The organism is Chryseobacterium kimseyorum, from assembly GCF_025971945.1.
Taxonomy (GTDB): Bacteria; Bacteroidota; Bacteroidia; order Flavobacteriales; family Weeksellaceae; genus Chryseobacterium; species Chryseobacterium kimseyorum.
This window is the reverse complement of the sequence record NZ_JAPDHW010000001.1, coordinates 481,519-504,713: the sequence shown is the minus strand read 5'-3', so window position 1 is coordinate 504,713 and position 23,195 is coordinate 481,519. Positions and strand designations below refer to the sequence as shown.

Here is a 23,195-nt window from a genome sequence, read left to right as displayed (position 1 = left end):
AAACATCGCAGCAGAGCTGTAAAATAAATAAAAATGAAAAAGATCTTTTTAATATTACTTTCTTTCGTAGCATTCTTCAACAGCTGCGCTCAGAAAAAGACCAATGTTTCTAAAGCTAAAAGTAAAGAACTTATGGGAAAAACAATATACGATTACAAGGTAGAAGCTCTCGAAGAAGGGAAAGAAATCAACTTTGCAGATTTTAAAGGAAAGAAAATTCTTATTGTCAATACGGCTTCAGAATGTGGTTTTACTCCGCAGTATGCTGACCTTGAAAAATTATCAAACGAATATAAAGACAAATTGGTGGTGATAGGATTTCCAGCAAACAATTTTGGCGGACAGGAGCCCGGTTCAAACGTTGAAATCGGAGCTTTCTGTCAGAAGAATTATGGCGTAACCTTCCCATTGGCAGCAAAAGTTTCTGTAAAAGGTGACGACACGGCACCGATTTTCAAATATCTGACTGAAAAAGAACTCAACGGAGTAAAAAACACAAGCATCCTTTGGAATTTTACCAAATTTTTGGTGGATGAAAACGGTAAGTTAGTAGATTCATTTATCAGTACTACGAAACCTACTGATGAGTCGATTACGAAATATTTGAAGTAGATCTAAAATAATTGATTATATTTAAAAAGTGGATTTTTTAATCCACTTTTGTTATTTTTAAATATGAAAAAACTACTGACCATTTTGTATTTTGTCTTTTCTGTGAGTGCTTTTTCGCAGGATCCTTATTTTTTAGGTAAGACAAATTATTGCACTCCAAAGAAAGCGGAATCTAAAAAACAGTTTGATGCAGCAATTTTAGCTTTGCAGTTTCCAAAATATTATGCGGGTGCAACAAAGATGCTGATGAAAACTATTGAAGAAGACAAAGAATACTGTGATGCCTATTTTATGGCAGGATATCTTTTCAGACTTCAGGATATGCAGAAGGAAGCGGTCACAATGTACTACATGGCAGACAGTTTAGCGCAGAACAAAGCACCAATTTTCAAAATGAATTTAGCTGTTTCTGCATTTCGGTTAGGCGCTGTGGATTTATCGCGTAAAAAATACCAGCAGATGATAACCCATTTTCCTGAAAACCCCGAAGGTTATTATGGAATTGCAAATACGGCGATCGTCATTGGGGATTTTGATAACGGACTGAGCAACCTGAAGACCGCAGAAAAATTGTATCAGAATCAAGGTGGTGTTAAAAAGGACGTTAAATATCTCTTTGGAATTTTGTATACTTTTAAAGAAGAGTATAAGACGGCATTGCCTTACTTAGATGATGTTTTCTCAACGTATAAAAAAGATGACGGTTATTTAGCAACCTATGTTTTGACGCAGATGAAAGTTGCAGTAGAAACCAATGATGAAAAGTTGAAAAATAAAGCAAGAAAGAACTACGATAAGATAAAAAATAAAAATACGATTCCTGACGATTTGAAAAATAAACTCAAAGAATATTTTTCATAATAATATATTAAAGTTCATTGACAGACCGTGCCCAACAAAGATTGCCTACAAAGGATTAGTTTTACAGCAATCTGAACTTACGAATCTTTTTACCGAGTTTACCGCTTAACTATTCATTAGTTTTCTCCGCAAAACCAAAAATATTCCCCAGTTTAATACTCGAGTAACCGTTACTTTTTATTTTGCTTGAATTGATCATTGCTTTAGCCAAAACATCCGTTGGCAAAGGTTTTTGGCTTTCGAGAAGGCCAAGTTTGTTGGCGAATTTGATGATTCTGCTTCCCAACACTTCACCGGATCTTTCAGAATCTTTTCTTTCGAGCATTCCGGGTTTGAAAATAGTGATTTTATTGAAATGAAGCTTTCTCACGGCATCCTCCAGCTCTCCCTTCATTTTAGAATAGAAAATTTTAGACTGCGGATTGGCTCCGTAAGCGGAAACCAAAATATAGTCTTCCACATTGTTTTCTTTGGCAGCTTTTGCAAACTGAAACTGATACTCGTAATCTACTTTTCTTTGTGCTTCCTTACTTCCCGCATCTTTTAGTGTAGTTCCCAAGCATGAAAAAGCAACATCACCCTTTACAGAATCTTTCCAGTCTTCAGGTTTTTCAAAATCGACAACATGAGTTTTTAATTTTTCGTTTTCTATGTTTAACGGTTTTCTTACAAAAACGTCTACCTGCTCAAAGTCTTTGTCATTTAATAACTGTTTAACCAAATCTTTTCCTGTAGCGCCTGTTGCACCGATGACCAAAGCTTTCATAATAATTTTGATTAGATGATGTGAGATATATAATTTTCTCCATTAAATTTACTAATTTTAGACCAAAGGTTAAAAAATTATTAATTAATCACTACCAATCATTTTTTACTTGATCACTCATGGATGCAAACGAAATTTTAGACTACTGCCTGGCTCAAAAAGGTGTGACAGAAACATTTCCTTTTGATCAGGAAACGCTTGTGATGAAAGTGGGAACAAAAATGTTTCTCCTTATGTCATTAGATAAACAGCCTTTAACGATTGCCGTAAAAACCGATCCGGAATGGAGTGCGGAACTTCGTGAACAGCATCCACAAATCACAGGAGCTTATCATATGAACAAAACTCACTGGAATTCTGTTTCTCTGGACGGTCTGAAAAAAGAACTGATTATTAAATTAATTGATCATTCGTATGACCTTGTTTTTAAATCTCTAACCAAGAAAATTCAAAATACCATCATTAATTCTTAAAGAAATATAAAATATGAGGAAAATATTTATTTCTGCAGTCTTCTTTCTGTCTGTAAATGCAATTGCGCAGACCAAAGAACAGACGAAAACATGGGAACTTCTACTCGAAAATAAAAGACTGGATGCCAGAACTTTTTATGATAAAAATCTGAAGAAAGATCAGCTTAAGGACTTTGAAAACCTTTTTCTGGACGCCGTTATCGATGAGGAGATGGGCGAAATAGTTTTTGATGATTCATTCATTAAAAACCTGATTGTTCTTAATCCTGACCCGGCGTATTTCTATCCGATTTCGCACAGAAGATTTGTTTTTGGTGAAAGCGATGCATCATTAGATGATTATTCATATTCACGTACTGACCTTCTTGCAAACGCACCAGTTTACAGCGATATGACCACTGTTCTGGAGGTGAAAGCGACATTAGACAGAATCCGAAACAGATCCGAACAGGCAGATAATACCATTAAGAAAATGGGAAGAATTGATAAGTGGCAATTTGCCGGTGTCTTCGAAAATTTAAATGGCAGTGGTCTCTACAATGAATATGAGCCGGAGCATTATGCCAAAAATGACAAGCTTTTCAATGCAGACAGTTTTGGAAATGTTGGCTGGTACAACAGAAAATTCCCATCCAATGACGGTTTTGAGTTTTTTATGAATGAACTGGAGTATGGTCGCGGAATCGTATACTCACAATCTTTCATCGAAAATCCTGCAGAGAGAAGAATGTTTCTGGAAGTAGATACCAACTCTGAGTTTAGATTGTTTTTAAACGATACTGAAATTTTATCAAGCACCAGCGAAGGATACACCAACTTAGGCTCCCATTTAGTCGAAGTCAATATGCCGAAAGGAATGAACAGACTTCTGTTTAAATTTGATGCTAAAGATTCGAAAAATGCATTTATGGTTGTACCTATGGATCATAAATATCAGAAGATTACTGACCTCAAATATTTTGATGTTTACAAGGATTACCAAAAATCAAGTCTAAGCCAGCTTCAACCCAAAGAAATGCCTTTACGGTTCGAAACGCTTCTTAAAGAAAAGATCAAAACAAATCCGAAAAGTTTCTTTTACAAATACTTGCTGGCATCAGGATATCTAAACAATTCACAAAACGAACAGGCTAAAGAACTGATTGATGGTTTTGTAAAGGCTTACCCTAAATCGTCGCTTGTTCAGGGATTGGTTTCAAGATATTATGATAATCTCGAAGATTCTGAAAAGGTTGCAGAAGTATTTAAAAATATTGAAATTGTTGATTCTGAATATTTTTTAATTCCGTTTCTGAAAATGATGGATCGGGACATGTATGAAAACACTCCGATAAAAGATATTGAAAAATACAGAGAGACTCTGGCTAAAACCAAAGCCAAAAATATGGCTGAGTTTTTTGATGTGCTTATCGCCATGAGAAACAGAGACATGGTGACGGCACAAAAACACATTACGAATCTTAAAAAGAGTTTTGCCAATAACGAGAAACTATTTGCCGTATTTACCGCGTTGGAAGATTCTGAGAAAAAAGATCAAAGTTCTACGATTAAGAAGTTTGAAAATGCTTTGACTGTAAAAAGCAGTCCGGAAGTCATGAATATGCTGTATGCATATTATGAAAAAGCAAACAGAATTGAAGATCAGAAGAAACTTCTGAAAAAATATCTGGAGCTTTATCCTTCAATCAATTCGATGAGAAGCCAGTACATCAGTCTGATTGATGAAGATGTTCAAAATCCGGAAGTGATGCAGGAGATAGACAATGCATTAGGGAATTTTCCGTATTCATATACTTTACTCGCTACAAAAGCAGAAATTCTTGCCAAGCAGAATAAAAAGGCTGAAGCGGTAAAATTTGCAAAGCTGTCCCTTTCACACAACACCCAAAATGATCAGATGCATCAGCTGATACGTGATCTTGATAACACACCGGACGCTATCGACCAAGTCGCAATTAAAGATTTATATAAATTGGTTGCTGAGCGCAGAAACAAAGGCGTAAAAGGTAAAAAGGGAGTGACAACTTTGCTTGACGAATACATCGTTGATGTATATCCGGAAGGAGGAATCAAGAAAAGAAGTACCTATGCGTATGAAATTACTTCAGATAAAGGGATTGAAGAAATAAAGGAATACTATATCAATTATTACGACAAAGTTCTGAAATCTGAAATTATTAAAGAAAATGGAAGTATTATTCCGGGAGAAAAGTCTGATGATCAGATTGTCTTTACCAGTCTTGCAATCGGTGATGTCGTATTGATTCAGAAAGAAAATATCGAGCGTAATAATGGAAGATTTAATAAAGATTTTAATGTAAGTTCTTATTTCAACTCAGAATATCCTGTGACAGAATCAATTTTTACCGTTATCACTCCAGAAAATATGGATTATCAGGTGAAAAGTCTGAACCGGGAAGTGGCATCTACAAAGAAAAAAGTAGGAAACAAAGTGTCTCAGACCTGGAAGCTCAATGAGCTTGCAGAAATTAATCTTGATGAAAGTTACGGACCGAGCTATTACGATGCAACAATTTCTGTAACAGCGAACTCCATTAAAACATGGAATGAAATTTCAAACTGGTATGCGGATGTTGCCAGAAAAAGTCTGGTGTCAGATAAAATAGTGGATAAAGCTTTCAAGGAAATTTTCCCAAGTGGCTTTGCCAGTATGAATGAAACAGAAAAAGCTGAAAAGATTTACAACTACATTGAAAAAAATGTAACGTACAGTTCTCTGGATTTCCGTCAGAGTGGTCAGATTCCGCAGAAGCCTTCCAAAACTTTGGTGACCAAACTGGGAGATTGCAAAGATTTGTCTACGCTCTTTGTTATTTTAGGAAATCAGGCGGGCTTAAAATCTAATCTGGTTCTTGTACAAACCAATAACAACTCACCGCAAAGACTGCTTCTGCCGAACCTGAGCTTCAATCACTGCATCGTAAAAGTGAAGCTCGACGGAAAAGAAAGTTATCTGGAAATGACAGATAAATATTTACCTTTCAATTCTGCAGTATTAACCAATTATAAGGCAAAAGCACTTCTCGTAGACATCGAAAAGTCTGGAGCGAGTCAAAAAGATTTAATTGAAATTTCTACAGAAAACAATACCAAAAACTTATTTAGAACCATCAGCGAAGTGAATATTAATGGTGATGATCAGAATTTTTTCACGAAACAGTATGTGATGGGGGAAACCAAAAGTTATTACAATAATTTTTTCCAAGATGAGCAGACGGATGATTACAGAAAGAAAAATGTAGAGGAAGAATTTGGGTCTATTTTAGATAAAGTAATCAATGTAAAATCGGTGAAATTAATTGAAGGAAAAGATCTTTCTGCTAAACCGCTTGCGTACGAAGTTCAGTTTAATATTAACGATAAACCGCAATCTGTAGGAAGCTTGAAAATCATGAAAATTCCTTTTGTGACGAAGCCTTTCACCAAAAGTATTGTTGCCACCGAAAATAGAAATACTGATATTCTGTATACGAAATATGAGAAACAGAATGAATATAACGAAGAAGTATATCTGAATATTCCGGAAACTATGAAGTTTATTGAGATTCCTGAGAATAAAACGCTGGCTTATCAAAACTTCAGCTATACCATTAATTATGATTTGCAGAAAAATAATAAATTAAAGATTACCAGAACTGCGAACACTCCTTGGGATAATATTAAAAAAGAACAGTATCCTGAATTTAAGAAGTTTGTGGAAGACGCAATTAATTCAGAAAATCAGATATTAGGTTATAAATAAAACGAAAATGCTTACAGAATCTGTAAGCATTTTTTTTATTTTCTAAAACTGAAATTCTTCAGTTAATCTTTTATCGTCATCCAGTTTTTCGACGAGTTTTTCTAAGCCTTCAAATTTAATTTCCTCATGCAGGAAATCTCTGAACTTTACTGTAATCGTTTCATCGTAAATATCGCCTTCAAAATCGAGAATATACACTTCAACAGTTAATTTTTCTCCGTTTACGGTTGGGTTGGTTCCCACACTCAGCATTCCTTTGTATTGTTGACCTTTTACAAAAACTTCAACAATGTAAGCACCTTTTTTAGGTAAAAGCTTGATCGATTCTGTTTCAATATTAGCGGTTGGGTATCCTATGGTTCTTCCCAATTTCTTACCATGAACCACCGTTCCTGAAATCGAGTAGGAGTAGCCTAACATCTCATTGGCATCTTTTATATTTCCTTCTAAAAGAGCATTTCTTATTTTGGTAGAGCTGATGTTATTTTCGTGAATGTTGATAGCTTCCATTTGTTCGACCTCAAAATCCAGTTCTGCTGACAGTTTTTGAAGCAGTTCAAAATTTCCGCTTTTGTTTTTTCCGAAAGAATGATCGTAACCGATGATCAGATATTTTACATTCAGTTGATCTATTAAAATCTGACGAACAAATTCTTCTCCTGTAAGATTTCTGAATTCATCATCAAATTCTTTTACAAATAAATTATGGATGTTATATTTTTCCATCAGAAATTTCTTTTCCTCGATGGTGTTGAGAAGTTTTAAATCTTCATTTGGATTAAAAACAAATCTGGGATGTGGCCAGAAGGTAAGGATTGCCGTTTCTAAATCATTCTCAGAACCTACCTTTTTCAGTTCGTCGATAATGTATTTATGGCCAAGATGAACCCCGTCAAACATGCCTAGAGACAACGCTAAAGGCTTTTCTGACTGGTAATCTTTAAAATTTTTGAAGATATTCAAAACGGAAAAATTTTGACTGCAAATATAAGTATAATGTAACATTATTAATGTAACAAACTACCAATGTAATAATTTACCAGTAAAATACTTATTTTACTAAGTCATTATTGGTAAAATGGTAGACTGTTATATTGCTCAATTCTTTAAAAAAGCATGATAAAAATCTTTTTTTTACCAATTGCAGGTTTGTGAAGATTGATTATATTTGCACCAAGAAAAAATTTAGCAATGGCAAACCAAATTAAAGGAAAAATTTCTCAAATTATTGGTCCTGTAATCGACGTAGTTTTTAATAATGTGGAAGCAATTCCAAGTATTTATGACGCGTTAGAGATTATCAAAGGGAACGGTGAAAAAGTAGTCTTAGAGGTAGAACAACATATTGGTGAAGATACAGTAAGATGTATCGCAATGGATGCTACAGACGGTCTTCAAAGAGGGCAGGAAGTTATAGGATATGGTAATCCTATCATGATGCCAATTGGTGAAGCTGTAAACGGAAGACTATTCAACGTTGTTGGGGATGCTATCGATGGGCTTCAAAATATTTCTAAAGAAGGTGGTCTTCCAATTCACAGACCAGCTCCGAAATTTGATCAACTTTCAACTTCTGCAGAAGTTTTATTCACAGGTATTAAAGTAATCGACTTAGTTGAGCCTTACGCGAAAGGAGGTAAAATTGGATTGTTCGGTGGTGCCGGTGTAGGTAAAACAGTATTGATTCAGGAGTTGATTAACAATATTGCAAAAGGACACGGAGGTCTTTCTGTTTTCGCCGGAGTAGGTGAAAGAACGAGAGAAGGAAATGACCTTTTGAGAGAGATGCTAGAGTCAGGTATTATTAAATACGGAGATGACTTTATGCACTCTATGGAAAACGGTGGTTGGGATCTTTCTAAAGTTGACCTAGAGGTTATGAAAGATTCAAAAGCTGCATTCGTTTTCGGACAGATGAATGAGCCGCCGGGAGCAAGAGCCAGAGTAGCGCTTTCTGGTCTTACATTAGCTGAGTACTACAGAGACGGTGGTGAAAGCGGACAGGGTAGAGATGTATTGTTTTTCGTAGACAACATCTTCCGTTTTACACAGGCTGGTTCTGAGGTATCTGCACTTCTTGGTCGTATGCCATCTGCGGTAGGTTACCAACCAACATTGGCATCTGAAATGGGTGCGATGCAGGAAAGAATTACTTCAACTAAAAATGGTTCAATTACTTCAGTACAGGCGGTTTACGTACCTGCGGATGATTTAACTGACCCGGCTCCTGCTACAACGTTTGCTCACTTAGATGCAACAACTGTACTTGACAGAAAAATTGCTTCATTAGGTATTTATCCTGCAGTAGATCCATTGGCTTCTACGTCAAGAATCTTGGCTCCGGAAATTATCGGTGAAGAACATTATAACTGTGCTCAGAGAGTGAAAGAAATTCTTCAGAGATACAAAGCTCTTCAGGATATCATCGCAATCTTAGGTATGGAAGAACTTTCTGAAGAAGATAAATCTGTAGTTTACAGAGCTAGAAAAGTTCAGAGATTCTTATCTCAGCCTTTCCACGTAGCAGAACAGTTTACAGGTATTCCGGGATCATTGGTAGACATCAAAGATACTATCAAAGGATTCAACATGATTATGGACGGTGAATTAGATCACTTACCGGAAGCTGCTTTCAACTTGAAAGGAACTATCGAAGAAGCGATCGAAGCTGGACAAAAAATGTTAGCTGATAACGCATAATAATGCTAATTGCTGATAGCCAATAGCTATTAGCCAAAAGCCAAAAGCAATTTAAAATGAATATAAAAATTTTAACACCAGAATACGTAGTTTTTGAAGGAGAGGTAGACTCAGTATTGTTGCCTGGGAAAAATGGTGAATTCCACATCATGAAAAACCACGCAGGAATCGTTTCTTCATTAGTTGGCGGTAAAGTAAAATTGTACGCAAATTCTATCAACGAATCTTTTGCTAAAAACTTTACCAAAGAAAATGAAAAAGACTCTGTTTTTTCTTATCCTATAAAAAGCGGTGTGATAGAATTTAATAATGATAAAGGAATTATCCTTTGCGAATAATTAAATTATAAGCTAAATATATTTTCAAGAAAGTGTAACTTTGTTACACTTTTTTTATGCTTTATAAAAATCTGATTCATGCAGAAAAGTTTAATCTTATTCTTTACAGTTCTGAGTTTTATATGCAATGCTCAAATTATCAAAACCAAAAGAGGAATTGTAAGTCTCGACGGAACTCACGTAGCCAAAATTACTAATAAATCCAATGAATATACTTTTATGGATTTAAAAGAAACCCCGATTTTCACAGTCGAATTTGTCGACAAAAGTGTGGTGGATTCAGTACGCGACAGTTATGTGAAAATTAATCGGGTGTACAACCGTGAGAAAACTTTAGATTTAGATTACATTTCGCCCTCTGCATTTTCGGGTGATGAGAAATCTGCCGTCTACACATGCATTAAAGGTTTAAAAATTATTGATGAAAGAGGAATCAACATTAAAAATTTAGATGAGCTTTTTAAAAATATGCCCAAACGTAAACTTGATAATAAGACGAAAGAAGCATACACCACGAGGACAAAAATCGATAAATTAAATCTTGAAGTCAACAGTGTCGGTGAGATTTTGAGCAATGGTGTACCGGTAGGATATTTTACCAATTTGCCTGTAAGTTTTGGTTCGGATGATCAGATTACAGACAAAAATTTTGTGGACATCGAAATTTATGATGCAAAAAGTAAATACATCGGAAAGTACATCACAACCACCAAACAGATCAAAACTGCCGGAGGAAAAACTTTTACTTTGTACAGAGAAATGTCAGGAAGAGCTTCCATTTTAAAATATCCTACTTACAAAGCAATTGCCGAACGCATGGCTATACTGGATCCAAATTTTATAAAAATTCAGGAGAAAGTGATTGTCGGTGACGTAGTTAAAGATGGAGTTGAAAAAGATAAAAAGTGATTTTTCAAACAAATTTTTAATGAAGATTTTATTCAATAGGAACTTGTTTGTCATCATTAGCGTGTCGAAGAAAGTCCGTTTATCAAAAAAATGAATTCTATTGGCTTTAGCCAAAACTTAAAAAATCCTGAGAACTTATTTCTCAGGATTTTTAATTTATATATATTTTTATTGACGGCATTTTTGTCATTCCGTAGGAATCTAAACTTTTTATAATAAAATAACTGTTGAGATTCCTACGGAATGACAAACAAAATTGATAATTTTAAACCTTAAACCTTAAACCTTAAACCTTAAACCTTAAACCTTAAACCTTAAACCTCACAAACTCAAAATCACTCCATTCTCTTTCAACTGTTGCATCGGCTTCGAAAACCAAAACAGTTCAAAATCTTCAAAATCATTTTCAAAATCAGTTTTCAATTGTTGTAAAGTAATCCGTTTCGGATTCTCAAAAGTGTTTTCCTGCAAAATTTTGGTCAGCCATTCTCCTTTTTCCTGCTCAAAATCTAAAGAAACGATATTGGTTTTTAAATGGAACGTAATTCTCGTGTACGGCCATGAGTTTTGTTTTTTTGTTTTTATGTAATTCTCAGCGATTACGTTTTTTTCCAGAAAAACAATTTTTGAATTAGGTTTGAATGTGAAATTCTCTTCTTCCAGTAGTGAATCGTGAATGTAATCGGGATGAATCGTTGTTTTCGGAATTTTAAAATCAAACCAGTTCTGCAGCGGTAATTCAAAATTAATTCCGTGCATATAATTGAAAAGAGATTTTTTTAATCCAAAACTAAATTTGCTGTGATCGATTCCGGTTCTGTCTGTGAAATCGATATCGTTATTGGCGAACAAAATTTCCTGCTTGAGTGGAGTGACTCCAAATTCCTCAGGATTTAATCCGACAGGTGAATGGGCGGTCATCGCAAACTGATGCCAAAATGCACTTTGAAGAATTCCCATTTCAAAAAGCTGGCGAACCATTTCAAGAGAATCGACGGTTTCCTGAATCGTCTGGGTCGGGTAGCCGTACATCAGATATGCATGAATCATGACTCCGGCTTCAGTGAAATTTCTTGTTACCTGAGCAACCTGTTCAACAGAAATTCCCTTATCAATTAATTTCAGCAAGCGGTCACTCGCAACTTCCAGTCCACCAGAAACTGCAACGCAGCCGGAAAGTTTTAAGAGAAAACATAAATCTTTGGTAAAGCTTTTTTCAAATCTGATATTCGTCCACCAGGTTACTACGAGATTTCTCCGTAAAATTTCCAGAGCCACTTCGCGCATCAAAGCCGGAGGAGCCGCTTCATCCACAAAATGGAATCCGGTTTCACCAGTTGTTGCAATCAGTTCTTCCATTCTGTCAACCAAAATTTTGGCTGAAATGGGTTCGTAAATTTTAATATAATCTAAAGAAATATCACAGAAAGTACATTTTCCCCAATAGCAGCCGTGGGCCATCGTGAGTTTGTTCCACCGTCCGTCGCTCCATAAACTGTGCATAGGATTAGCAATTTCAATAACAGAAATATACTGATCCAGCTTCAAATCTGTATAATCAGGAGTTCCTACTTGGGCCTGTTTGTAATCGTGTTTCGGTGAATTATTTTTGTAAATAACTTCATCGTTTTCAAGTAAAAAAGTTCTTTTAGCTTCGACTGGCACAGCTACCGAACTAGTTATATTTTCATAAATCAATTCAAGAGGAACTTCACCGTCATCCAAAGTGATAAAATCAAAAAACTCAAAAACTCTTTTGTCTTTAACTTCCCGAAGTTCAGTATTCGGAAAACCACCACCCATCGCAATTTTAATCTGTGGATAATTTTCTTTAATAAATTTCGCAGATCGAAAAGCAGAATATAAATTTCCCGGAAACGGTACGGAAAAACAAACCAGTTTTGGCTGAACTAGTTCCAGTTTTTCGTGAAGAATTTTTAAAGTAATATCATCAATAAAAGTCTGATCTGAATTTAATTTCGCATACAGTTCGTCAAAAGAATTAGCGGATTTTCCCAATCTTTCTGCATATCTGCTGAAGCCAAAATCAGAATCAACGTGTTCAACTATATAATCAGATAAATCTTCTAAATATAAAGTAGCCAGGTGTTTAGCTTTATCCTGTAAACCCATATTTCCGAAAGCAAATTCCATATCGTCGAGCTGATTGAAACGGGAAGCTTCGGGCAAAAAGTTCATCGAACAAATCTGCCTCGCCAAAGTGGGATTTCTATTTTGTAAAAAAAGAATAACCTGATCGATGGTTTTGATATATTCATCTCTCAAAGCAAAAATTCGCTGAGAGTTTTCGGAAGTATTTTTTAGGTCAATTGATTTTGCAAAAATCTTTTGAATTCCTTCTTTTGAAAATAATTCCAAAATCACTTCAATCCCCAAATCGATCTGATAGCTTGATATATTTTTGGTATTTAAAAAACCTTTGATATATGCGGTCGCCGGATATGGAGTGTTAAGTTGCGTGAAAGGTGGAGTTATAAGAAGAAGATCTTTCAAAAGTAATTTTTTGCAAATTTATGGGTTTAAATGGAAAAGAAGAAAGTTTTTGACTGATTTAAAAAAATTATATTTTTTGAATAAATAATATTCTAAACTTTGTTTGTCATTCCGTAGGAATCTCAACAAAGAAAATCAAAACTTAGATTCCTGCGGAATGACAAAGATATCGTTGAGAAGTATTGTGCAAATAGAAAATAGGTTTCTACTATTATTCTTCTGATAAATAACAAGAAAAACCGCCAGAAAATTCTAACGGTTTTAAATTTATAATATTGAGTCTTTAGCAGCTAGCCAAAAGTGATCAGCAATTTACATTTGCTTGTACTCGATATTCATTTGCTTTTCCATTTCTGCGTAAGCTCCGGATTCTAATTTCTCTTTAATGCCTTCGAAAGCCGCCAAAGTTTCATTAATTTCTGAATCTGTATGAGAAGCGGTAGGAATTAATCTCAATAAAATCATTCCTTTTGGAATTACAGGATATACAACAACAGAGGTGAATACTCCGTAATTTTCTCTCAAATCTTTCGCTAAAAGTGTAGCTTCAATTGTAGTTCCCTGAATGAAAACCGGTGTCACACACGTATTGGTGTTTCCAAGGTTGAAACCTCTTTCTTTTAATCCGTTTTGAAGTTTATTTACGTTTTCCCACAATTTATCTTTAATTTCGGGACGAGTTCTCAATAGCTCCAATCTTTTCAAACCTCCGATTACCATTGGCATTGTCAAAGATTTAGCGAAAATCTGAGAACGAAGATTGTATTTTAAGAATCTGATAATCGTTTCATCTCCTGAAAGAAAAGCTCCGAAACCAGCCATTGATTTGGCAAAAGTTGAGAAGTACACATCAATCTGATCCTGACATCCTTGCTCTTCACCAGCTCCGGCTCCTGTTTTACCTAAAGTTCCGAATCCGTGTGCATCATCAACCAAAAGTCTGAAATTGAATTTAGATTTTAAATCGCAAATTTCTTTCAGTTTACCCTGCATTCCTCTCATTCCGAAAACACCTTCAGTAATCACTAAGATTCCTCCACCGTTTTCTTCAGCAACTTTTGTTGCTCTAGCTAGGTTTTTCTCTAAACTTTCAATGTCGTTATGTTTGAAAGTAAAACTTTTTCCCATGTGAAGACGTACTCCGTCAACGATACAAGCATGAGAATCTGCATCATAAACGATAACGTCATGTCTTGTCACCAATGCATCGATACAAGAAACCATTCCCTGGTAACCGAAATTCAAAAGATAAGCAGCGTCTTTTTGAGTGAACTCTGCCAATTCTTTTTCAAGTTGCTGGTGCTGTTGAGTTTCTCCAGACATGGCTCTTGCGCCCATCGGATAGAACATTCCGAATTCTGCAGCAGCTTTTGCATCAGCCTCCAAAACTTCCGGGTGGTTACACAATCCTAAATAGTCATTGGCACTCCAGAAAATTACATCTTTACCTTGAAATTTCATTCTCGGACCAATCGGACCTTCCAATTTTGGGAATACAAAATATCCTTCTGCGTAATCTGCAAACTGACCAAGAGGTCCGGGATTTTGTTTTATTCTGTCAAAAATATCTACCATTGTATGAGTATGTTTTATGTAAAAAAGCCTTTTGTATTGTACTAAAAGGCTTGATTTGTATTGCTATATTTTTCTTATTTGATGAATTCTGTTTTGAAAACTTCATCATAGTTGTGGAAACAGTTGTTGATAAATCCCTGCTCCTCCATCCATTTGTCGCTGTACACTTTTGTAATGTAACGTGAACCGTGATCAGGATAAATCATTACAACGAAATCATTTTCAGTCAGTTCGTGAGACTGTGCATACTGCATCAATCCTTGAGTAACAGCTCCGGTAGTGTAACCACCCATAATTGCTTCTTTTAAAGCAATCTCACGGGTTCTGTACGCAGACATTTCGTCGTTGACTCTTACAAACTCATCCACTTTATCGAAAAGAAGGGCAGAAGGAATTAAATTTTTTCCCATTCCTTCAATTTGGTAAGGATGAACGTCTTCTTTATGAATTTCTCCGGTTTCGTGGTAACTTTTCAAAATAGATCCGTCAGCATCTACACCGATGATTTTTATATTTGGATTTTTCTCTTTTAAGAATTTTGCAGAACCGGACAATGTTCCGCCAGTTCCTGTACACGCAAAAAGGTGAGTAATTTTCCCTTCCGTCTGTTCCCAAATCTCAGGACCTGTGGTCTGATAGTGGGCATCAACATTCAATTCATTAAAATACTGATTGATATAAACAGAATTTGGGGTTTCGGCAGCAATTCTTTTTGCTACTTCATAATAAGATCTCGGGTCATTCGCAGGTACATTCGCAGGACATATATATACTGTAGCACCAAGAGCTTTCAGATAAGCTATTTTTTCAGCTTTTGTTTTGTCACTTACTGCTAAAATACATTTGTATCCTTTAATGATACAAACCATAGCAAGTGAAAAACCTGTATTTCCGGAAGTCGTCTCTACAACTACAGAATCTTCCTTTAATAAACCTTTTTTCTCAGCGTTTTCAATAATATGAAGTGCGATTCTATCTTTAGTGGAATGTCCAGGATTATATGATTCTAACTTGGCATAAACTTTAGCAGGAATGTCTTTAGTTACTGTATTAAGTTTCACTAAAGGGGTGTTCCCAATCAAGCCAAGAATATTATCGTAAACATTACTCATTATTTGTTATTTTTTTCAAATAAAATCTGACCGCAAAAATACAAAAAAATAAATAATTTTTAAACTTTTCAGAAATTATAAGTGTTGAAAGTATAATTATCTCTTTTAAGCTTTTGATTACAGACTCGAAACGTTGACAAAAAGTACGCCAATTTTTTAAATTTTGTTAAAATCGAATATAAACTAATCTAAAAACCTTATTTTCGCACTAATTGATTTTATACTATGAAAAACTGGACTTTTAGGCAATGGAACACCCTTCTCGGATGGGTGATTTTCGTCATTGCATTTTTCACGTACCTGTCAACAATAGAACCCAACTTCAGTTTTTGGGATTGTGGTGAGTACATTTCTTCAGCCGTAAAATTAGAAGTAACGCACGCACCGGGAGCAGCCTTGTTCCAGATTGTAGGTGCTGTTGCTGCCATTTTTGCGTTTGGACAGGGTGAAAATTATTCTGTGGTCATTAATGCAATGTCTGCATTATTCAGCGCATTTACGATTTTGTTTCTGTTCTGGACGATTACTCATTTTGTAAGACGACTTCTAAATAAAGATTTTGAGGAAGTTACCAAACATCAGGAGATCGCTATTCTTTTCGCAGGTGTTATTGGTTCTCTCTGCTTTACCTGGTCAGATACTTTTTGGTTTTCGGCGGTAGAAGGAGAGGTTTACTCAATGGCTTCGCTGTTTATTGCAATTTTAGTTTGGCTGATTACAAAGTGGGAAAACGAATACAAAGAATCTGATAATGAACGATGGATTATTTTAATCTTCTTTATTGTAGGTCTTTCTGTAGGTGTGCACATGATGTGTATGTTGGCAATTCCGGCCGTGTGTCTGGTATATTATGCAAGAAACTATGAATTTACCTGGAAAAACTTTCTTTGGGCAAATGCAATTACACTTGGGATTTTAATTATTGTTTTCAAGATTATTTTCCCTGTAATTATGTCTTTGTTCGGAAAACTTGAAATCTTCTTTGTGAATGGTTTATATATGCCGTACCATTCAGGAACGATTGCAGGCTTTATTATCCTGGTTGCACTTTGCTATTTTATCTTAAAATATGCAAGAAAGGCAAAAAAGAACATTTATCAGACGATTGCTTTATCTGTGGTTTATATGATGATTGGTTTCTCTTGCTGGATGGTAATTCCGATCAGAGCAAACGCAAATCCGCCAATGAACTTAAATGATCCGGATACTGCCATTGGGATGCTTGATTATTATAACAGAGAACAGTATGGTGACTGGCCAACAATGTACGGTCAGAACTATACCGCATTTTTAGATAACAGCGGAATTGAGAAGAATGAAGATGGAAGTTTTAAAACAACAAAAACCGGTGAAGTTTTTGAAAAAGATGAAAAGACAGGAACTTATTTAAAAACAAGTGACCGTTTCAATTATGTGTTCAATCCTGCGCACGTGAGTCTGATGCCGAGAATGTTCAGTGAAGATAAGGATGTGATGGCGAACTATATGTCAATGTATGGCGCACCCGATTTTCAATTTAATTATGCTAACGAAAATATTGCTGATGATCCTCAGGCTAAAGAAATTTTTGAGGAATTAAGAGGCAAATACGAAGATAAAACGATTACTCCAGCAGATTATTTAAAAGTGAAACCATATGAACTGATCACCGTTCAGAGACCTTCTTTGGCTCAGAATATGGATTATTTCATCACTTTCCAAAACGGATATTATTTCATCAGATATCTGTTATGGAACTTCGCAGGAAGACAGAATGATCTTGAAGGAAGCAGTGAAAATACAAGAGGAAACTGGATTTCAGGAATTTCATTTATTGATAACACGTTACTTGGAAATCAGGATGCGATGCCTGCAAAATTTAAAAATGAAAGCACAGTTGTTTTCTTTTTCTTACCATTACTGTTGGGAATCATAGGATGTTATTTCCAGTTTATGAGAGATTTTGGTAGATTTTATGCACTTCTTTCATTGTTTATATTAACCAGTGTTGGAATTGTTTTCTACACCGGAATGAAACCATTTGAACCGAGAGAAAGAGATTATGCCGTAGTTGGTTCCTTCTATGCCTTTGCCATTTGGATAGGTCTGGGTGCAGGTGCAATTCTCTGGTATCTGCAGTCTAAAGTAAAATCAAATGCTGCAAACATCGGTTTTGGAGTTGTATTATTGGCTATTCCTTTGATGATGGGCTTCCAGAATTATAATGTTCATGACAGAAGCGGAAGATATACAGCTTATGATTATTCACATTCAATGTTAAAATCATTACCTAAAGATGATATTCTCTTTGTGTACGGTGATAATGATACCTACCCAGTTTGGGCAATGCAGGAAACTGAGAGATTCCGTGATGATGTGAAGGTGGTGAATTTTACCCTTCTGTCAACACCGTGGAACATTGATCAGGTTAAAAGAAAAACGTATAACGCCAGCCCGATTCCAAGTCAGTTGACACACGATGATTACAGAGATGGTGTTAATGATCAGATTTATCTGATGAAAAAAGAAGATTGGCAGGGAGTTTTAAGTAATTTAAGGGATGCTGGTGCTCCTGAACAGATGCTTAAACCATTCGAAAAATATATCGTTCATGATTCTATGACTTTAAAAGAAGCGGTAAACTTCCTGAAAATAAAATCCCCTGAAAAAGATGAAGTTTTAAAAATGATCTTTGGTGAAGCGCGTTATGAAAAGTATAACTTCTTACCGGTTAACAAATTCATTTTACCTGTCAACAAGCAGAATGCAGTAAAATCTGGAATAATCAACGCTTCAGATTTGTCGAAAGCGGAAGATCAGATTATGATCACTTATAAATCCGGTACTTTATACAAAAACAATCTGATGATGTTTGATATCCTGGCAAACTTCGACTGGAAAAGACCAATCAACTTCTCTTCAGGTGGAGTGTATGACAGTGAAAATATTTTCTTCTTAGATGAATATCTTCAGTTTGATGGGTTCAGTTACAGATTGGTTCCGATCCGTACGCCACGAAGCAGTGACGGAGAAATGGGTAGAGTAGATGCCAACTCACTTTATAACGTTGTGAAAAACTTTAAATGGGGTAATTTTAAAGATTTAAATGTGCATTTTGATGAAACGGCAACTTCAAATATTATGAGCTACAGAAGTTCTGCAAGCAGAGCAGCAGCGGCTTTAGCCTTATCTGGTCAGAAAGCAAAAGCTCTGGAAGTACTGGATATTGCTGCGAGAGAAATTCCTGCAGAAAAATATAATGATCCACGTTCTTTAAGCTCAATGGTGTATGGTTATATCGTTGCCGGACAAGAACAGAAAGCATTGAAATTAGCAGAAATTCTGAAGAAAGGAATTTTCGAAGAGTATGATTATTATTTAACTTTAAGCAAAGCTGACCAAAGGTTTGTAGGAAGACAGATGAGATCAAAACCTATGGAATATTCTCTGGTAGTATCAGCAGTTACAGATGCTTACAAGAAGATCGGACAGAATGATAAAGCATATTCTTACCTGGTGAAATCTATTGAGCCGATTGACAAGAAATTCAATGTATTCATCAAAGATCTTCAGCAGATGGGCAAAGAAAAGGCAATGAAAGAATCTGAAAATGTACAGAGAATTACACCTTTTTATCAATATCTGTTTGATGTGATGGAACCTTTTGATTCTACCTATTCAAAAGAAAAAGAAGATCAGATTACTTCAGCAATTATCAAAGCGACACAGTAAAAAATCAATATTGTAAATACTTTAAAACGGGACTTCGGTTCCGTTTTTTTTATGTTGATATTCAAGAATAATAGAATTATATTTGTACATCAAAAAAACGCGATGGCCGAAAACACCAGTAAGAATCTCCCGTTGTATGCTGTAATTTTTGCAGTGATTGCCAAACTTTATTTTTTATTGACACACCACATTCAGGAAGATGCGTTTATCACCTGGCGGGTTGCCCAGAATTTGTTGGATTATGGTGTGATCGGTTTCAACGGTGACGTCAAAATTTCGGCTTCCACAACACATCTGTATGTTTTTGTTTCTTACTTTTTTAATCTGATTTTTGGAAAAGAAAACTTCATCGAACCGCTTTTGATTCTGAATACTGTTCTTTTCACTATCGGAAGTTTATTTCTGTCTCATTTACTGTTAAAAAACCCCTGGCATAAAGCAATTTTCATCTTTCTTTTTGGGCTTTTACCGCCTTCCATAAAGATTTCAATTCTCGGAATGGAGTATGGAATTTTGTTTTTTCTTGAAATGGCTTTGCTCTATTATGGTTTTAAAAAAGAGAAAAAATGGGCACTGGTTGTCTTTCCGGTTTTAATCTTATTTACCAGAATTGATACCGTTATTTTCCTTGGAATCGTATTTTTAGTTGATATTTTTTGGAAGAAAAAAATAAGATGGCCTTATATTATAGGTGGGATTTTAGGAGTATCTGCTGCCGTGGCTTTCAACTGGCTGTATTTTGGAGAAATTGTTAACAATACGATTGTTGCCAAAAAACTGGCTTATGACAGGGTCTACACTCTCAATCAGCATATCGAATATTTTAGATTAAATTACGGAAACTTCTGGGGAATGTTAAAAATTCCGGGAGATTTTAACCCATTTACGATTGTAATTGCTGTTTTTGAACTGCTGTGTTTTATCCTCTTAATCAGACAGCGAGATCAAAGAAACTATTTCCTTTGGATTATTTTCATTTTTGCATGGACGAAACAGATTATTTTTCTTTCTCAAAAAAGCCTTTTCGATTGGTACTACTGGGTTCCTCAGATTCTGCTTTTCGTTCCCGTTCTAATCTTCGTTTTAGAACAGAAAATAAAAAGAAACTGGTGGCTTTCAGCATTGATTGTCTTTTATATTGTACCCATGCTTGCTTTCCAAACGATACATTCTATCGCAACCGGCAATGGTGAATGGAATTACAGAAGATCTATCGGACTGTTCCTTAATATGTACGAAAAAGACAAAAAACAATGGATTTTACTTGAACCGGCTGGCTATATTCCCTATTTTTCTGGTTTAAAAACAATCGATGAAGTTGGATTGGTCGACAAACAGATTCAGGAAGAGATCAAAAAAGATAAGCCTCATTATTGGATTAATACTGTTAAAAAAAGAAAGCCAAAGTATCTGCTGTCCTACAGTAATTTATTTGAAGGAAAAGATGCCTATTTTTACAAAACGCATTACAAATTATTAAATGAATTTCGTGTGAAGAATCATCTGCAGAGTGACAACAAGCTTTTAGAGAAAATTTATAAACTGAAGCCTTCCGGTACAGATTATAATCTATACGAAAGAATGAAAGATCAGTAACTCATCATTTTCAATCTAAACCTAAATATAAAACCATGAAATACTGTGCTTTCCTCCGTGGCGTCAATGTAAAAGGAACCAACATGAAAATGGCGGAAGTCTGCGAAGTTTTCAAAAGTGCCGGAATGCTTGATGTAGTTTCAGTTTTGGCTTCAGGAAATATTGTTTTCTCGTCCGATAAGAAAGCTGAAGATTTGAAATCAATTCTGGAAAAAGCAATGTCTGAGCATTTCAGTTATGAGGCTTTTTTATTTGTCAGATCTCAGGAAGAAATAGAAAGTTTTTGGAATTTAAATCCATTCGACAAAAACGAAAACTTACATGTCTACGCTTTTATCGGTCATCATGACGTTGAAAAAGTACTGATGAAGGAGTTTGAAAATGCTTCTAAAACAGAAAATGAAGAGGCGAAAATCATTCATCATAATTTTTACTGGCAGGTTCCGAAAGGAAATACATTAGAGTCTACATTCGGAAAAATTTTAGGCAAGAAAAGTCTGAAAGATCAGTTTACGAGCAGAAATATCAATACATTTGAGAAAATTTTGAAAAAAATACAGGCATGAAAAAAATATTTATTACATCATCACTGGTCTTAAGTATTTCGATGTTTTCACAAACAGTTTCGGATCTTAAGTTTGACTCCGGCGTTATTGATTCTGAAAATTCATATGTTGTTTTACCTAAAAAAGAAACGGACCAAAAATATGGGTACGGGTTTATCTACTTTGACGAAATGGCAGGATATTCCTTCCGAAGTTTGGGTGATTTGGTTGTTGAAAACGGAAAACTGAAAGTGGTCACAGATCAGTTTCATCAGTCATCCATGATGATTTCAAGAATCGGAAACTTTAACCTGAAAACAGCCAGACTCAATGATGATGTAGTAAAGAAACTTAATTTGGAATCACCACCCAAATGGCTTGAAATCTATAAAAGTTCTAAACCGGAGAATGAAAAAATATTAAACAGAGCCAGCAAGCTTAACGGTGCAAACAATGCGCAGCTGGCGTTGCCAAAACTTTTAGAATTGTATAAAAATAATTTTAAAACAGAGTCGTTATATTTTGAATTAGCATTTTCGTACAATGCTTTAGGTAAATTTGCAGAGGGTGAAAAGATTTCCCTGGAAGCTTTGAATAATAAAAAAGCCGACGATTTAGTAAAGAAAGAATATATTTATTCACTCGTCCATCAGGATAAAGTGAAAGAAGCGGATGATTTTTTATCAAAAAATATCTCTTCCTTCAAGACTCAAAATAATAAAATAGAGGCGATTATCAATACAATTGCAGTAAGCGCTCACAAAGGAAATTTAACAGTAGCAGAGAAATGGATGAAAGAATTAAAATCTGAACCCAATATTGACCGCTACCAGAAAAACATCCAACAATTAGAAAGTATAATTAAAGAAAAACAAAGTAAAATCCTATGATTCAGTACTTAGATAACATACAACACAAAGATTCAAAAAACTTTTTTTTAATTGCAGGGCCATGCATCATCGAAGGTGAAGATATGGCTTTAAGAATTGCTGAAAAAGTAATTGAACTGACCAATAAATACAATATTCCTTATATTTTTAAAGGAAGTTTTAAAAAAGCTAACAGAAGCAGAGTAGATTCTTTCACTTCGATTGGCGAAGAAAAATCTTTGGAAATTCTGAAAAAAGTTGGGGAAACATTTAACGTTCCTGTGACGACAGATATCCACGAAAACGAGCATGCAGCTTTGGCGGCGCAGTATGTAGATGTTTTACAGATTCCTGCATTCCTGGTTCGTCAGACCGACTTATTAATCGCTGCAGCAAAAACCGGAAAATGTGTATCACTAAAGAAGGGACAGTTTCTTTCTCCGGAATCGATGAAGTTTGCAGTACAGAAAGTGACAGATTCTGACAATCAGAAAGTTGCCATTATCGAAAGAGGAAATTCTTTTGGATATACCGACCTGATCGTTGATTACAGAGGAATTCCTACAATGAGAGCGTATGCTCCTGTTATTTTAGATGTTACCCATTCACTTCAGCAACCCAATCAAAGTTCTGGTGTAACAGGAGGAAGACCAGACTTAATAGAAACCGTTGCCAAAGCAGGAATTGCAGTAGGTGCAGACGGAATTTTTATAGAAACTCATCCTACACCAGAAACTGCATTATCTGATGGTGCCAACATGCTTAGACTGGATTTATTAGAAGATTTATTACAAAAACTTACAAGAGTTAGAGAATCCATTTTGTAATTGTTAAAAAATCATTAATTTTAG

17 protein-coding genes are annotated in these 23,195 nt (G+C 35.3%); 12 read left to right on the top strand and 5 right to left on the bottom strand.

The window, feature by feature from the left end:
• The first annotated feature begins 33 nt into the window (after nucleotides 1-33).
• Complete coding sequence (locus OMO38_RS02420; RefSeq protein ID WP_264748651.1) at nucleotides 34-612, top strand: glutathione peroxidase; 579 nt, start codon at nucleotides 34-36, stop codon at nucleotides 610-612.
• Between the two features lie 63 nt (nucleotides 613-675).
• Complete coding sequence (locus OMO38_RS02415; protein ID WP_264748650.1) at nucleotides 676-1,473, top strand: tetratricopeptide repeat protein; 798 nt, start codon at nucleotides 676-678, stop codon at nucleotides 1,471-1,473.
• Between the two features lie 109 nt (nucleotides 1,474-1,582).
• On the opposite strand, the gene OMO38_RS02410 is transcribed toward OMO38_RS02415, so the two are convergent.
• Nucleotides 1,583-2,239, bottom strand: a complete 657-nt coding sequence (locus OMO38_RS02410) for an NAD(P)H-binding protein (protein WP_264748649.1) — start codon at nucleotides 2,237-2,239, stop codon at nucleotides 1,583-1,585.
• A gap of 119 nt (nucleotides 2,240-2,358) precedes the next feature.
• Here OMO38_RS02410 and OMO38_RS02405 point away from each other — a divergent pair, with 119 nt between their 5' ends.
• Both OMO38_RS02405 and OMO38_RS02400 read left to right on the top strand, forming a co-directional pair.
• On the top strand, nucleotides 2,359-2,712 hold the full coding sequence (locus OMO38_RS02405) for an MmcQ/YjbR family DNA-binding protein (RefSeq protein WP_264748648.1): 354 nt from the start codon (nucleotides 2,359-2,361) through the stop codon (nucleotides 2,710-2,712).
• 13 nt (nucleotides 2,713-2,725) lie between these two features.
• On the top strand, nucleotides 2,726-6,475 hold the full coding sequence (locus OMO38_RS02400; RefSeq protein ID WP_264748647.1) for a transglutaminase domain-containing protein: 3,750 nt from the start codon (nucleotides 2,726-2,728) through the stop codon (nucleotides 6,473-6,475).
• A 42-nt stretch (nucleotides 6,476-6,517) separates the two neighbouring features.
• Here OMO38_RS02400 and OMO38_RS02395 read toward each other — a convergent pair whose 3' ends face one another.
• The gene (locus OMO38_RS02395; RefSeq protein ID WP_264748646.1) at nucleotides 6,518-7,438 is read right to left on the bottom strand and encodes a bifunctional riboflavin kinase/FAD synthetase; all 921 of its coding nucleotides are present in this window, start codon (nucleotides 7,436-7,438) and stop codon (nucleotides 6,518-6,520) included.
• Nucleotides 7,439-7,666: 228 nt separating this feature from the next.
• On the opposite strand from OMO38_RS02395, the gene atpD reads away from it, so the two are divergent.
• The 3 genes from atpD (at nucleotide 7,667) to OMO38_RS02380 (ending at nucleotide 10,422) form a co-directional block, all read left to right on the top strand.
• Nucleotides 7,667-9,175, top strand: a complete 1,509-nt coding sequence (gene atpD / locus OMO38_RS02390) for a F0F1 ATP synthase subunit beta (RefSeq protein WP_264748645.1) — start codon at nucleotides 7,667-7,669, stop codon at nucleotides 9,173-9,175.
• A 56-nt stretch (nucleotides 9,176-9,231) separates the two neighbouring features.
• A complete protein-coding gene (locus OMO38_RS02385; protein ID WP_264748644.1) occupies nucleotides 9,232-9,513 on the top strand; it encodes a FoF1 ATP synthase subunit delta/epsilon in 282 nt (93 codons plus the stop codon).
• A 78-nt stretch (nucleotides 9,514-9,591) separates the two neighbouring features.
• The gene (locus tag OMO38_RS02380) at nucleotides 9,592-10,422 is read left to right on the top strand and encodes a hypothetical protein (protein ID WP_264748643.1); all 831 of its coding nucleotides are present in this window, start codon (nucleotides 9,592-9,594) and stop codon (nucleotides 10,420-10,422) included.
• 321 nt (nucleotides 10,423-10,743) lie between these two features.
• On the opposite strand, the gene OMO38_RS02375 is transcribed toward OMO38_RS02380, so the two are convergent.
• From OMO38_RS02375 to OMO38_RS02365, 3 genes are all read right to left on the bottom strand, one after another.
• Nucleotides 10,744-12,936, bottom strand: coding sequence for a B12-binding domain-containing radical SAM protein (locus tag OMO38_RS02375; protein ID WP_264748642.1), 2,193 nt, complete (start codon nucleotides 12,934-12,936; stop codon nucleotides 10,744-10,746).
• Nucleotides 12,937-13,248: 312 nt separating this feature from the next.
• On the bottom strand, nucleotides 13,249-14,511 hold the full coding sequence (locus OMO38_RS02370) for an aminotransferase class I/II-fold pyridoxal phosphate-dependent enzyme (protein ID WP_264748641.1): 1,263 nt from the start codon (nucleotides 14,509-14,511) through the stop codon (nucleotides 13,249-13,251).
• A 74-nt stretch (nucleotides 14,512-14,585) separates the two neighbouring features.
• Nucleotides 14,586-15,623, bottom strand: coding sequence for a PLP-dependent cysteine synthase family protein (locus OMO38_RS02365; RefSeq protein ID WP_263002097.1), 1,038 nt, complete (start codon nucleotides 15,621-15,623; stop codon nucleotides 14,586-14,588).
• Nucleotides 15,624-15,848: 225 nt separating this feature from the next.
• On the opposite strand from OMO38_RS02365, the gene OMO38_RS02360 reads away from it, so the two are divergent.
• The 5 genes from OMO38_RS02360 to kdsA all read left to right on the top strand — a co-directional run bounded on the left by OMO38_RS02360 (nucleotide 15,849) and on the right by kdsA (nucleotide 23,171).
• A complete protein-coding gene (locus tag OMO38_RS02360) occupies nucleotides 15,849-19,334 on the top strand; it encodes a glycosyltransferase family 117 protein (RefSeq protein WP_264748640.1) in 3,486 nt (1,161 codons plus the stop codon).
• A gap of 102 nt (nucleotides 19,335-19,436) precedes the next feature.
• The gene (locus tag OMO38_RS02355; protein ID WP_264748639.1) at nucleotides 19,437-20,930 is read left to right on the top strand and encodes an LTA synthase family protein; all 1,494 of its coding nucleotides are present in this window, start codon (nucleotides 19,437-19,439) and stop codon (nucleotides 20,928-20,930) included.
• Between the two features lie 35 nt (nucleotides 20,931-20,965).
• A complete protein-coding gene (locus tag OMO38_RS02350) occupies nucleotides 20,966-21,496 on the top strand; it encodes a DUF1697 domain-containing protein (protein ID WP_264748638.1) in 531 nt (176 codons plus the stop codon).
• Nucleotides 21,493-22,365 (top strand): tetratricopeptide repeat protein, encoded by an 873-nt coding sequence (locus tag OMO38_RS02345; protein WP_264748637.1) that lies wholly within the window; start codon nucleotides 21,493-21,495, stop codon nucleotides 22,363-22,365. Before OMO38_RS02350 ends, OMO38_RS02345 begins: the two co-directional genes overlap by 4 nt.
• Nucleotides 22,362-23,171, top strand: a complete 810-nt coding sequence (kdsA, locus tag OMO38_RS02340) for a 3-deoxy-8-phosphooctulonate synthase (RefSeq protein ID WP_264748636.1) — start codon at nucleotides 22,362-22,364, stop codon at nucleotides 23,169-23,171. The genes OMO38_RS02345 and kdsA overlap by 4 nt, the downstream gene beginning before the upstream one ends.
• The last annotated feature ends 24 nt before the right edge of the window (nucleotides 23,172-23,195 follow it).